This is a genomic window from Aneurinibacillus migulanus (genome assembly GCF_001274715.1).
In the GTDB taxonomy this organism is placed as follows: Bacteria; Bacillota; Bacilli; order Aneurinibacillales; family Aneurinibacillaceae; genus Aneurinibacillus; species Aneurinibacillus migulanus.
Genome location: NZ_LGUG01000004.1, coordinates 958,409 through 972,205, shown reverse-complemented (window position 1 = coordinate 972,205; position 13,797 = coordinate 958,409). Strand labels below are relative to the sequence as shown.

At 41.2% G+C, this 13,797-nt stretch carries 10 protein-coding genes and 2 pseudogenes; 5 read left to right on the top strand and 7 right to left on the bottom strand.

The annotated features are described in order from the left end of the window. The first annotated feature begins 148 nt into the window (after nucleotides 1–148). Nucleotides 149–1,597 (top strand): methyl-accepting chemotaxis protein, encoded by a 1,449-nt coding sequence (locus AF333_RS06440; RefSeq protein ID WP_043067403.1) that lies wholly within the window; start codon nucleotides 149–151, stop codon nucleotides 1,595–1,597. Nucleotides 1,598–2,135: 538 nt separating this feature from the next. Continuing rightward, nucleotides 2,136–3,065 (top strand): DUF4238 domain-containing protein, encoded by a 930-nt coding sequence (locus AF333_RS06435; RefSeq protein WP_043067402.1) that lies wholly within the window; start codon nucleotides 2,136–2,138, stop codon nucleotides 3,063–3,065. A 312-nt stretch (nucleotides 3,066–3,377) separates the two neighbouring features. Here AF333_RS06435 and AF333_RS06430 read toward each other — a convergent pair. Beyond that, nucleotides 3,378–3,581, bottom strand: a pseudogene (locus AF333_RS06430) (RNA polymerase subunit sigma-70); the annotation flags it as partial. Between the two features lie 103 nt (nucleotides 3,582–3,684). Between AF333_RS06430 and AF333_RS34785 the strand changes: the two are divergent. The 3 genes and pseudogenes from AF333_RS34785 to AF333_RS06420 all read left to right on the top strand — a co-directional run. Beyond that, a pseudogene (locus AF333_RS34785) lies at nucleotides 3,685–3,828 on the top strand (AraC family transcriptional regulator); the annotation flags it as partial. A gap of 362 nt (nucleotides 3,829–4,190) precedes the next feature. Continuing rightward, nucleotides 4,191–4,931 carry an MBL fold metallo-hydrolase gene (locus AF333_RS06425; protein ID WP_043067400.1) on the top strand — a complete coding sequence of 247 codons (741 nt, stop codon included), beginning with the start codon at nucleotides 4,191–4,193 and terminating at the stop codon, nucleotides 4,929–4,931. 228 nt (nucleotides 4,932–5,159) lie between these two features. Then, nucleotides 5,160–6,617 carry an MDR family MFS transporter gene (locus AF333_RS06420; RefSeq protein WP_043067399.1) on the top strand — a complete coding sequence of 486 codons (1,458 nt, stop codon included), beginning with the start codon at nucleotides 5,160–5,162 and terminating at the stop codon, nucleotides 6,615–6,617. Nucleotides 6,618–6,711: 94 nt separating this feature from the next. Here the strand turns inward: AF333_RS06420 and AF333_RS06415 are convergent, their stop codons facing one another. The 6 genes from AF333_RS06415 to AF333_RS06390 form a co-directional block, all read right to left on the bottom strand. Continuing rightward, nucleotides 6,712–8,160 (bottom strand): SulP family inorganic anion transporter, encoded by a 1,449-nt coding sequence (locus tag AF333_RS06415; RefSeq protein ID WP_074715006.1) that lies wholly within the window; start codon nucleotides 8,158–8,160, stop codon nucleotides 6,712–6,714. Nucleotides 8,161–8,389: 229 nt separating this feature from the next. Next, complete coding sequence (locus AF333_RS06410; protein WP_043067398.1) at nucleotides 8,390–9,892, bottom strand: sodium:solute symporter family protein; 1,503 nt, start codon at nucleotides 9,890–9,892, stop codon at nucleotides 8,390–8,392. Next, complete coding sequence (locus AF333_RS06405; protein WP_043067397.1) at nucleotides 9,889–10,089, bottom strand: DUF3311 domain-containing protein; 201 nt, start codon at nucleotides 10,087–10,089, stop codon at nucleotides 9,889–9,891. Before AF333_RS06405 ends, AF333_RS06410 begins: the two co-directional genes overlap by 4 nt. Nucleotides 10,090–10,284: 195 nt before the next feature. Beyond that, entirely contained in the window at nucleotides 10,285–11,493 is a 1,209-nt protein-coding gene (locus AF333_RS06400) for a M20 family metallopeptidase (protein WP_043067484.1), read from the bottom strand. A gap of 87 nt (nucleotides 11,494–11,580) precedes the next feature. Further along, nucleotides 11,581–12,336, bottom strand: coding sequence for an SDR family oxidoreductase (locus tag AF333_RS06395; RefSeq protein WP_043067396.1), 756 nt, complete (start codon nucleotides 12,334–12,336; stop codon nucleotides 11,581–11,583). Nucleotides 12,337–12,357: 21 nt separating this feature from the next. Continuing rightward, nucleotides 12,358–13,797, bottom strand: a complete 1,440-nt coding sequence (locus tag AF333_RS06390) for an aldehyde dehydrogenase family protein (protein ID WP_080787865.1) — start codon at nucleotides 13,795–13,797, stop codon at nucleotides 12,358–12,360.

Here is a 13,797-nt window from a genome sequence, read left to right as displayed (position 1 = left end):
AACAAAATTATGATAATAATATATTTCTTTTGATATCTAATGTTATCGAGAATATTATAAGTATATTTTACTATTTAATTAATGCTAAAGAATCAGAAAAACATTACAATAGAATCGTTGTATTTATTGCGGAGAAAGGGTGATGTAAATGGACGAATTTTTAGGGTTCAAGTATTGGAAAGAACTCGCTTCTCTAGTTCAGATTATTATTTATGTAACAGGTTTAATCGTTGCCTTAGGAATATTTTCAAGTGAAAACATGGTAAGAACTACAAAATATGAAGAAATTAAAGATGAATTTTTAAATGGTAAAAAACTCCCCATTATAATTACTTTAACATGCTTAGTTGAAGTTCTTTTAATTTTCTTTTTCGGAGATAACAGTAATGAAAATCTTGTGCTCATCAGTACTATACTTCTTTTATTTTTAGTGCTTTTATTGCGTATTCGTATACGATTAAAGAATAAAGAAAAATTAAGAAAAATCTACTCAGTTATAGAAGTAATTTTATTATTCCTTATACTACTATTCTTATTTATTTTCTTTACATTGGTATACAAAAAAATTACAAACCCTGTAGATATATTTTTTATGGCTATTTCCTGCATTCTCTCTTTAATAATGTCTATATCCAGTGTAAGTTTTTTCTTAAAATCAAATAAAATGAAAAATATAGCAATAAAACTGAAAAATGGAGCAAAACTGCAAGCAAATTTACTGCTTATTACTAAAGACAGTGAATATATATTGAAAAGAAAAGATGACCATCGAGAGATATACATTAATGGTTCAGAAATCGAGCAATTGATTATTTTAGATCAGGATGAAAAAATCGAATCAGAAGAAATTGACCAATTGTTTATAGAAACTTCAGAGCAAGAAGACAATCTTAATAAAAATGATATAAATAATCTAATCAATACGATTCAACTATTAAATTTACAACTTACATCTATCGCTGAAAGTTCTAAAACAATAGTGGAACTTACTTCTTCTAATATTAATAAAAAAGAAGAAAAATTCCCCAATCCTTCTATTGTAGTTAAAGATCTTCTCGTTAAAACAAATAACGATACTTTAACCAGTAATGAAATTGCGGTTACCAAGGAGGAAATCCTAAAAATCAGTAAAGATTTATCAGAAAAATATCAAAATAATGTAGAGCAATTTCTTACTGAGATAAAATCAATCAACTCTTTAACAGATAAACTAAACATGTCAATGACTAATTTAGGTAATAAAACAAAAGAAATTAGAAATTTTGCTAATACAATAACTGAAATATCCAATCAAACTAATTTATTAGCTTTAAATGCTTCTATCGAAGCGTCAAGGGCTGGAGAAAATGGTAAAGGTTTTTCTGTTGTAGCAGAAGAAATAAGAAAATTAGCTGATCAATCAAAAAAGTCTTCTGCTGAAATTATGGAATTAATTAACTACATCTTTGAGGACTATGAAAAAAGTCTATCTATTTTTAAAGATATGGGTTTATTAGTAAGAAAAAGTGAGGGGCTCCCAGATACATCAGATCGACACTTCAAGGAAATTTCATCCATACTTAATCGACATTTAAGTAAACATCCCTTAGATAATTAAGCATTTATACAAGCATTACATACAATGATAGTTATTTATAAAATGAGCCCTGTAACTATCTCTTTTACAAACCTGCTAAAATTTTAGCAGGTTTATCCTTTTTAAAATTAGCTAACCCATATGAATCTCAAAAATACATATCTTTTTCTTATCCTAAGTTTAATCATCGGTTTTTCTTTTCTACGAACGAACGTCTTCTCGTTATTTCTGCTCAACCGTTTCAAACGAAAACTCGATGAAATTATAATACTCGCTACGTTATTTTGACATAGGGTATTGTTTACAAAGTCTTTACTTCATGCTTGTCCAAACTGAAAGTATGATCCATCAATAATTTGAATGCTTTATAAAATAGGACTCGAAGTAAAAGGGGCAACCACTATACATGGCTATAGATGGTTGCCTCTTTTATATTTCTGATTTTTCCTTATTCAACGGGCACGATAGTGGAAGAATAATGTATAATAATAAAGATTTCTTGTAGATATTCTTTTTTATTTTCATGATTTCATCTAAATAATGAAAGAGTTGAACCGAAATGGAGAAAAAACGAGGACAGCATTATGTCTGGAGATATTACCTAACCTCATGGACTGATGATTCAGGAAATTTATTTTGTTTGAGAAATAATAAGTTATTTCCAGTAAATCCAAAGAATATTGCCAAAGCTCGAGATTTTTATAGACTAAGAAATATTAGCCGACATGAAATATCGATTATTGAACAAGGCTTTATCATGGATTATTGGACTGAAGAAATTCAACAGATAAATAAAAATTGGATAAATATGTTTACAAGCGTATTCAGACAGAAAGAGCTTTTAGAACATGCAGGAAAGTGGGATGATGAAAAAGAATTAAAACTGGATTTGATTATGAATAACCTTGTAGAGGATTTTCATAGTGAAATAGAAGAAGCAACTCTGCCGTATTTAGATTCCCTAAAAAGTGGCAATATCGATTTTCTTAAAAGTGAAAATGGAAAATTTGATTTTATGTTTTTCTTATGTTTACAGTATTTCAGAACCAACATGATAAAGAATAACGTACTCAAATCCTTTGCGTCGGGTTCGTTGCCTATATCTCCTACTCTTATTCAAAATATTTGGAGTGTACTCTATTTTATACTTGCTACAAATCTTGCTATTGCTCTTAGCTCGAGTAGTACTTTTCGTGTTCTGATGCTAAGAAATATTAGTCCCGTTCCCTTCATAACAGGTGATCAACCAGTAATCAATACATTTGCGGACTATTCTGTCTATGAAGAAGCAAAAGAACTTGAACTATACTACCCACTCTCCCCATCGTTAGCTTTACTAATAACAAATTCAAACAATCATAACAGCGATCAGTCTATATTCGATGTTCAAGAAAATGGGGTAACAATGTATAATAATTTAATTTTTAATGCATCTGATGAACAAATATACGCAAATGATGTGACTGTCTTGCAAAGTTTTATTAAATAATAGTGTCCCCGTTTTTACACTAACGGAAATCGTTAGTTCAATAACAAGGATAAATAATACCCGTCTTTTTATCGCTGAAAAATCAACAGCAAACTTTAATACTGATTCTTATCTTCACAGAAAAAGCCTGCCGAGAAACTTCTTCCAGCAGGCTTGTCCCTTTTCAAAACACATCATATTACCCAAGACTCAATCGCCAATCCGGTTTCTCAACAATCATCTTCTCATTATTCCTGCTTAGCCGCCTCAATTGAAAACTCGATGAAATCACGATACTTGCTGCGCTGTTTTGACATTGGGCTGTGTTTACAATCTCTTAACAATATGTGCCACCAGTCGAAGATTATGCTCAATCAGCATATTCCGTGCATACTTATTCCCCTCCGCCATCAGATCCAGATACTTGTTCTCTTCCTCTTCACTCAACGGCTGCGGAAATGCATTATTTTTGATGTACGACACAAACAGCATGAGATCCTTGAAAAACATCGTTACTACCGCTAGCAAGCCTGCCATTACGGTCACCCCCAGATGATTTTCGCCTTATCTTCAACCTATGTGATAATAGCCTATCGTGTGCCTGTACGGTGAATCAGAATAAGCCTAATTTTTCATAAAAATCCGTTCCCTCCAATTGCAAAAGGCAAAAGATTTATTGTTACGCACGAATCTGGGCATTCGCGATATTGCATTGGAGATCGGACAACAGGGTCTGGGAACCTTCACCACACGATTTACCGAACGAGTAGACATGACACAATCCCACATCAGCAAGTTACGCTTCATGTTCCCCGCCTGGACGATCCTCCAATCCAAATTTCCCTTATTGATGAATAATTTCCTCAATAGTTTTTTCAAAAATAGCCATTGATAAGAAACCACTTCACATGTTGCACGCCATAATAGACATAATATTTAAATTATTTGTAACTTACGGGTGGATAGAAACATTCGTTATTAAAATCGTAAAACTACAGTATCTTATCAACCCCATTATTCGTTTATAAATTAACAAGGGAATCAAACATTTGAAAGGGGGATTTTCATATATTATTTATCAAATTCTAGATGAATCGCCAATCGATACAAGTCACGTACTAAATCGTATACAAGGAGAGATGCATGATGAAAATCTCGGATGGGGTAGAAATGCTGGAATTACAGATTGAAACTTTCGGCAGTCGTGCAGAATTGAATCCCACTCTGATTTGGGACGATGAAACCGCCATTCTGATCGATACCGGTACTCCGGGGCAATTGGAGCAAATACGTGCGGCCATGAACGAGGCTGGAGTGTCCTTGGACAGATTGAAAGCCGTTATTCTGACACATCAGGATCTTGACCACATCGGTAGTCTCCCCGAAATCCTGCAGGAAGCTGGTGAGGGCATTGAGGTATACGCTCATGAGTTGGATAAACCCTATATCGAGGGAAAGTTGCCTCTTATGAAAGGGAATCCCGATAGTATGGCATGGCAATTGGAAGGTCTTCCAGAAGATGAGCGTCGGAAAGTGCTAGCCTTTTTGGATAATCCTCCGAAGGCCAAAGTAGACAGAACGTTAGCAGACGGCCAAGATCTTCCATATTGTGGAGGGATTCACGTTATTTTTACGCCCGGACATACGCCCGGACATATTAGTCTTTATTTGAAGAAAAGCAAAACCCTGGTTGTTGGGGATGCCATGTTTAGTGTAGAAGGCTCCTTGAAGGGACCCCATCCACAATCCACCCCGGATATGGACACAGCCTTCCGTTCCTTGAAAAAATGTTTGGACTTCGACATTGAAACGGTGGTTTGTTATCACGGTGGATTAAGTAAGGATAACGTTAAAGATCAGCTTCAGGAGCTTGTCAGGAATGTATAAACAAAGAATCATACACGTCTTAAAGGTGATGATTCCTATGAAGGAAAGGCAAATGTGTCTTTTTCCGACCGTTCCAGCCCACCGCCCTTCCTTCTTTTCTTTCCTCTCACCACAAGAATTTGCCGATGTATCAAATCAGATGTATATAGAAGCAGTGTAAAAATCTGAGATTAACAAATAATAAATCGATATAAGGGCATAAAAAACGCGGCAAAGGAGGGAATGAAAATGAAAACTACGCAAGAACAGTCCGCTCAAAATTTTAACCAATTGCCTCTTGTCATGGTATTAATCTCAGGCGCATTCGTAGCCATTCTCAATCAGACGTTGTTAGCTACAGCTTTGCCGCATATTATGAGGGATTTGCACCTTTCTGCAAATACGGCGCAATGGTTAACGACCGCTTTTATGCTTGTCAATGGTGTGATGATACCCATTACTGCTTTTTTAATTGAACGGTTTACCACAAGACAGATGTTTCTTTCCGCCATGGGCATTTTTGCTTTGGGTACACTCATATGTGGAATTGCACCTACCTATCCGGTTTTACTGTTCGGCAGAGTTGTTCAAGCGGCTGGTGCAGGAATTATAATGCCGTTAATGCAAACGGTATTGTTTATTATTTATCCTGTCGAAGAACGTGGCAAGGCTATGGGGATGTTCGGATTGGTCATCGCCTTTGCTCCGGCAATCGGTCCGACTCTTTCTGGTTGGATTGTGGATTATTATCCCTGGCGTATACTCTTTTTTATTATTTTACCGATTACTCTGATTGTCCTTATCGCTACATACTTCATGTTAAAAAATGTAACTGAACGGACGTTTCCTAAGTTGGACGTTTTATCCGTTGTTTTATCCTCATTAGGCTTCGGTGGTTTATTGTACGGATTTAGCAGCGCAGGGAACATCGGTTGGGGAAGTAGCGAAGTACTGATAACCATGCTTGTTGGTGCCCTTTCACTTGGTTTGTTTATATGGCGACAGTTTATTTTACCTCAGCCCATGCTTGAATTCAGGGTATTTACATACAGGGTTTTCGCACTTACAACCGTAATCGGAATTGTCGTTTTCATATCCATGATCGGGGGAGCGACTATCCTTCCGATTTACATGCAGAATATGCATCACTTTACGGCAATGGAATCGGGAATGATGCTTTTACCGGGAGCACTTCTAACAGGATTTATGTCGCCGATCACCGGACGAATTTTTGATAAGGTCGGAGCAAGGTGGTTAGCTATACTTGGTTTAACGGTTGTAACAGTAACAACCTTTATGTTTACCGATTTGACCTCTACTACGTCGTTCGCCTATTTAACTACGGTGAATACGATACGAATGATAGGGATTGCAATGGTTATGATGCCGGTTACGACAGCAGGATTAAATGAACTGCCTAAAAGATTAATACCGCATGGTACGGCAATGAACAATACACTGCGGCAAGTAGCAGGTTCAATCGGAACGGCACTTCTTATTACGGTTATGACGAACAGTGCATTGAATACTCCTCCAGAGGCAGGCGCAGAAGGTATGATTTTCGGTGTAAATATGGCGTTTACAGTTGCCGCATTCATATCCGCCATTGGTGTAGTACTGTCATTCTTTATTAAATCAAAAGAAAGAAAAGACACGAGAGGCAAGGAAAGAGAACTGATTAGAGGAAAAAGAAAAGCACTTACCTAAAGGTAGAAGACAGCTGCCGGTCATTTTCGCTCTTTGCGCTACACACTCCACACAGTAAAGAAACCTTGGCCAGAACAATGGCCAAGGTTTCCTTTTATTGTCCCGAAGGCACGGAAAGCCCGATGCGCTCGACAAGGAGCTGACTTTCCTCGTTCATTCCAACGATTTTAACCTTCTTATCTACTTTTTGATATTTATCCACAACTTTCGCAATGGCTGTAACAGCAGAATGATCCCAAATATGTGAATGGCTAAAATCAATTACGATGTTGTCCGGGTCACCATTAAAGTCGAATACATCCACAAAGTGTGTCATGGTTCCAAAGAACAATTGTCCAGAAATCGTGTAGCTCTTCATCCCGGAAGCCTCGGTAGCCGTTTTCGCATGTAATCGAGCCATTTTCCAGCCGAATACTAATGCGCTAATAATAACACCAGCAATAACCCCTTTAGCCAAATCGTGTGTCGCTACTACAATCGCAACGGTCACGATCATCACCAGCGCATCGCTACGTGGGACTTTTCGCAATTCCATCAATGAGTGCCAATTAAACGTACCAATAGAAACCATAATCATAACGCCAACGAGAGCGGCCATCGGAATTTGCTTAACAACATCACCCAATACCATGATGAGGAAAAGGAGGAACACGCCTGCTACAAAAGTGGAAAGTCTTCCTCTCCCGCCCGATTTCACATTGATAACCGATTGTCCAATCATGGCACAGCCAGCCATACCGCCAAAGAAGCCTGTTACGATATTGGCGATTCCCTGGCCTTTTACCTCTTTGTTTTTATCGCTTTTCGTTTCCGTCATTTCATCAAGAATGGTCGCCGTCATGAGCGATTCCAGAATACCTACAAGAGCCAATGTGAAAGAATACGGAAGAATAATTAATAAGCTTTCAAACGAGATTGGAAATGCGGGAAGATGAAACACCGGAAGCGCTCGTGTGATTTCTCCCATATCCCCGACGGTTCGAACCTGCGCTCCCGTATAGATGGCGATAATGGACATAACAATAATTGCAATCAAAGGGGAAGGCACGGCTTTCGTAAATCTCGGTAAAATATAAATAATTGCAAGCGTACCTACTACCATCGCATACATTTGCCATGATTCTCCGTAAAAATGCGGCAGTTGAGCCATGAAAATCAGAATCGCTAACGCATTGACAAATCCAAGCACAACGGAGTGTGGCACGAATGTAATGAATCTCCCCAGCTTGAGCATTCCCATACAGAACTGGATGATACCGGTGAGCACCGTGGCAGCTAATAAATACTCCAGTCCATGTTCTTTCACGAGAGTCACCATTACTAATGCCATTGCCCCCGTCGCCGCTGAAATCATTCCTGTCCGTCCACCGAAAAAGGAAATAATAACAGCCATGCAGAAGGATGCGTACAATCCCACCATAGGATCTACGCCTGCGATAATGGAGAAAGCAATCGCCTCTGGGATCAGCGCCAATGCTACCGTCATGCCTGCTAACACATCACCCTTAACGTTAGAAAACCATAAAGTTTTTATGTTATTCAAACTAAACAATAATCCTCTCTTTCTTTATGAATTGATCTTCTCCTCTCAAGAAAATCGATGCCGTTACTATGTAAAATACATTCAGTGTTTAACTTTCTTCTCTTAAGAAAGTCGGGTCCGTTCTTTGCCGTCTCATATTGTACCATACTTTTAGAGCTTTGCAAGAAATAAAAAAGACAGGCTCGCTACCATAGTATAGCGGGCCTGTCCTGTCTCAAACTCTCTTCATTTACTTGTTCTTGCTTTCATGTAAAACTAATCTAGGGCTCTTTGGTGTTTTCTCATTGAGTTTTACATTTTTAGTGGCTAAGCTAACCACCACCATGACGATGATATTTATCAGAAGTGCAATATATCCTGTATTAATATCCTGGATGGCCTGCGGAGCATATGGCAATAACGTACCTATCGTCTTTTCGGTTACAGTCATATATAAAACCATAAGCTCTCCTGCAATAATTCCTGCAAATGCTCCATACTTATTCACAAAATTGTTTTTGATAAGGCTGCAAAACAACGTCGGGGCAAGCTGAATAATCAATCCGTACGACATGATATTAAGTATCGCAAGCGCATCACTGCCATTTACCGTAAAATATAGAGAAATGGCTGATAAGAGAAAAATGAACACCTTGGAAGTGAATGATAGCTGCTTTTCCGTCGCTGATGGGACAAGCACCTTATATAGATTCTGCGTTAAGCCGATCGAGGTCGACATGAGCATGACGGAAGCCGGAACAAGGGCCGTTAATAACCCGGCAGCTCCGATAAAGCCAACAATCCACGGATCGAATGTTTGCGTCGCAAGCTTTAATAGCGACAGATCCCCTTCCCCGCCTTGCAGGCCAGGAATTTGCACGACAGCCGCATAACCGATAAAGAAGACGAATAGCAACAGAATGGTGTACAGTGGTAAAATAATTGCGTTCTTGCGAATTGCTCTCTCACCTTTTGCCGTCAATACGACCATAAAGGAAGTAGGCATGATATAAAACCCTATCGCATTCAACAGGACAGTCGAGATGAACCACGAAGTACTCAATCCCTGATCTGGCAATGTAAGAAGCTCGGGCTTCACATTATGAACGGCTTCGAACATAGGCTGAATCCCGCCAAAATAATGAAACGGAATGTATAAACCCAAAAAGACGACAACAATCAAAATCATGAAGTCCTTAATAACGGAAGTCCAGGCAGAGCCGTGAATACCGGATACCATGACATAAATCGTAACGACCAAAGCTCCAATGCAACTGGCTGTCGTCTGAGAGATAGCTCCGTATGAGCTTTGCGAGACGATAATCCCTAGCCCTTTAAATTGAATAATGATATTCGGAACAAGAGCTAGACAGCCTACAATGGCAACGAGGACGCCCAAGTAAGGACTTCTGTATTTTGTCGCAAAAAAGTCGGGCTGTGACAGCAATTTATTTTCTTTCGCGTACCTCCAAATTTTCGGTGCCAGCCAATAGGATAATACGTACGCCAGAAAAATATAGGCCGGAACATAATAAGCGGCTGCCCCTTTTGAATACGCCCATCCACTTCCACCAAGGAAGGTAAAGGTTGTATATACTTCTCCGGCTATAAGTAAAAAGATGAACAACGTGCCGAAGCCACGGCCACCAACGGCCCATTGCTCCATGTTCATCTTCTTTCCCTGTTTTGCTTGTATGCCTAGATACAGAGCGAGACACATAAAAATCAAAATGATTAGTAGGGATATATTCATTCTACATCGCTCCCCTTATTGTCAGGATCGAATCGATAAATAACCGTTAAAATGATGGAGGATAGCACCATCCACGCTACAATCCAGAAAAGAAGGAAAGGCAATCCCAGTATATAGGGCTCTACCCTGTTCGCTAACGGCAGAAAAAGCAGCATCCCTACAAAAGGCAGCCAGAGCAACAGTTTAATGTTCTTCATTATATTCCCCCCAATAACTGCCACATAATGAGTAGAGCAAGCGTATGTTCGAATTTGTTCTCTTAATACAAACAGGAACATCTTCTTTCCAGTATGGCAAGGTAAAATACAGAGGAAAGAAGATGTCCCTCATTCTTATAAAATAGTACACAATACACCCGGTCTTAACAATAAAATCGCTTGTAAAACGGATGTTTATTCATTTTTCAAAAAATGAAGAGCAGAGAGAGCGTAAAGACGGGTCGTTTCCACAAGCTCATCAATATCGACATACTCATCTGCATGATGGGGAATATGCCTGTCTCCGGCTCCCGTAGTTACGATCGGAATACCAGCCTTGTGTAAAAACGTGCCGTCTGTCGCGCCCGGCACTCCATTGTAAATCGGATCTTTTTTCGTAATGGAGCGGTACGACTCGGCAACTGCGCGCACAATTGGATCTTCCTGTGGTGTCAACGTCCATGGCCTCTCTTCGATGACTTCAAGCGTCGCTTTAAAATCCTTATCTTCACGGGACAACTCGGTCAGAATGTCTTCCATCTGCTGTCTCAGCTCTCCATGCTCCTGACCAGGTACTGTCCGGATATCCAGCGTTGTCATGCACTGAGACGGCACAACGTTGATTTGTGGCTCTCCTTTTACCGGTCCTCGAAGAATAGTCGGAGTAATGCTCGGCCACCCTAGCATCGGATGTTCACCCAATCTTTCTTTTTCCTTTCTCTCCAACTCGTCGAGTGCGACAACAATGCGTGCCATCCGTGTATTTGGATTAATGCCAGTAAGCGGCATTGCACCGTGCGCCATCTTGCCATATACGTTGATAATTGCACGCATAGCCCCCTTTTGCGTAATGCAGATCTGATTCTCCTCTGGCTCGCAAATAATTGCGCCATCTACGCCATTTGCCCAACCACGGCGGATGAATTCCTTAATGCCTATCATCATTCCCTCTTCATCGCAAGGAATGCATAGAATAATTTTACCGCTGAAGTCAAGCTTGGACCGTTGAATCGCCTTTACCGCACAAATCGCTGCAGCCAGGTTGCCTTTCGTATCGCAGGAACCTCGGCCATAAATACGGCCACCATGTATCGTGCCACCGAACGGATCATAGCTCCACAGATCGTGATCTCCTTCTGTTACTACATCCGTATGCCCTTCAAACAAAATTGTTTTTCCCGGCTTTCCGCTATCATAAATGGCGATAACGTTCGGACGTCCAGGCACCACTTCTTCAAAATGCACGGAAAAGCCCGTCTCCCGTAAATAATCGACAACATAGCGGGCTACTTTCTCTTCATTTCCATCCGGAATTCCCGGACGATATACGCTGGGAATCTGGATAAGACGCTGGGTTAAAGATACGACTTCTTTTTCCTCAACATAGGATGCTACTTGTTCCATGGACATATGTTCACGCTCCTCTATATTCTTTGTTCTGCTGCCAACAACCGATGCTCGGTTCACTATTTCTGCATGTGCCACTAGGGGCTAGATTCCTCTGCCACCGTCCACGTTCAATACTTCACCGGTAACCTTTGCCGCCAGATCACTGCACAAATACAGTGCGGCATTGGCTATGTCTTGTGCTTCGATAAGTGTTCCAAGCGGTACGCTGTTAATAAAAATCTCTTTCGTGTCCTTTTCGATTTGCTCGGCATCCCCGTTCATAAAACGGCTGAGCATTGGCGTATCAGCAGGGCCAGGATTAATCGCATTCACTCGAATCTTATAGGGCGCCAATTCGATGGCAAGTGCTTTTGTAAGCATAATGGCCGCCCCTTTCGATGCACAGTACGCATGCAGTCCCGGTCTGGCCCTTATTCCTGCGATGGAAGCCGTATTTACGATAACACCGCCGTTTTTTTTCATATGGGGAACGACATGCTTTGCGGTTAAAAAAATCGATTTCGCATTCACGTCCATCATACGATCCCATATATCATCTTCCGTTTCTTCAATCGGGGTAAATGCCAATGGCACTCCGGCATTATTAACAAGCATATCAATTCGACCAAACCTGTCGACGGTCTGTTCAACCATCCGCTTCACATCTTCCGCTTCTGCAACATTACCCTGTACCGGAAGAACGCTGGAGCCAATATGGTCTGCCGTTTGCCGTGCAGCCTCTTCATTGATATCCGCCACCACGACATGCGCCCCCTGTTCCGCAAATAATAGCGAAACGGCCCGGCCCATCCCGGAACCTCCTCCTGTAACGATGGCTACTTTACCTTCCAACAGCATCCAATCCGCCTCCACTCATAATTATAGATTCAGAACGACCATTCGCAGTTCCGTCATTTCTTCTACCGCATAGCGCGGCCCTTCTTTGCCCAGACCGCTGTTTTTGATACCTCCGTACGGCATCACATCGTTTCGGTATGTGGAAACATCATTAATAATGACTCCACCGTATTCAAGCTTACGCACCCCTTGCATAGCAATGTGTAAGTCTGAAGTGAACAATCCGGCTTGCAGTCCGTACGCCGAATCATTCGCTATCATAAATGCTTCTTCAATCGTTTCGTATGGCGATATGGTAACGACCGGCGCGAATACCTCAAGGCAATTCACCTTCATTTCGGGTCCGGTCTTTGCGAGTACAGTAGGATACATAATGGCGCCTTCCCTTTTGCCTCCATATAGCAGCTCTGCACCTTCGCCCAGTGCCTCATGTACCCATTCTTCGGCCCGAATCGCTTCCTTCTCGCTGATCATTGGACCGACATCTGTCGCCATGTCTTCCGGATCTCCCACCACAAGTTGTCGAACATGCGCAAGATATTTATCTGTAAAATCCTGTAGAACATCCTTCTGTACGAGGATGCGCTGAACAGCAATGCATGCCTGTCCGGCATTGTGGAAGCTCCTTGCTGCGATCGCTTCCGCCGCTTTTTCTAAGTCCGCATCACTGTGCACAATATTCGGTGAATTATTGCCAAGTTCTAGCGTTACAGGACGTAGCCCGCTTCTCTCCTTAATACGGGCGCCGACAGCTTCCGATCCTGTAAACGTATACATAGCAATACGCGGATCGTCAAGCATCCACTCTCCTGCATCAGCGCCACCTGTAATAATGTTGACATGCCCTTGCGGCAGCCCTGCCTCTTCCAGAATTTCGACTAATTGAAAGGATGCGAGCGGCGTATTGGGAGCCGGCTTTAACACAACGGTATTTCCGGCAGCGATAGCCGGAGCAACCTTATGCGTACTGAGCAAAAGCGGGTAATTAAACGGAGTAATGGCACCGATGACGCCCCGCGGGACACGAATAGCGAAACCCATACGACTCTCCGATCCTTCTGTCGCATGAAGGGGAACCATCTCACCGGAGATGCGTTTTGCTTCCTCTGCGGACAACCGTAATGTGTTAATTACACGGTCCAATTCTCCCTTCGCATCTTTGCGCGGTTTACCTACCTCCCTGGACAGCGAGCGCTCCAATTCTTCTCTTCTCTTTTCCGCAATGGATGAAGCTTTCAATAATATTTCATACCGCTTATATGGAGTGAGTGTACTATCCTTGAATGTTTGTAGCGCGCAGCTTACCGCTTCTTCTACATGGCACTGTTCCGCCCAGGCGATAGAAGCGATTTGTTCACCCGTATATTTATGAAAAACAGGCATTGTTTTGTTGGTTTCAATACGTTTTCCGCCGATATACAGTGGATACATGTCTGTATTCGTCGCCATGTTGTTTTCCAT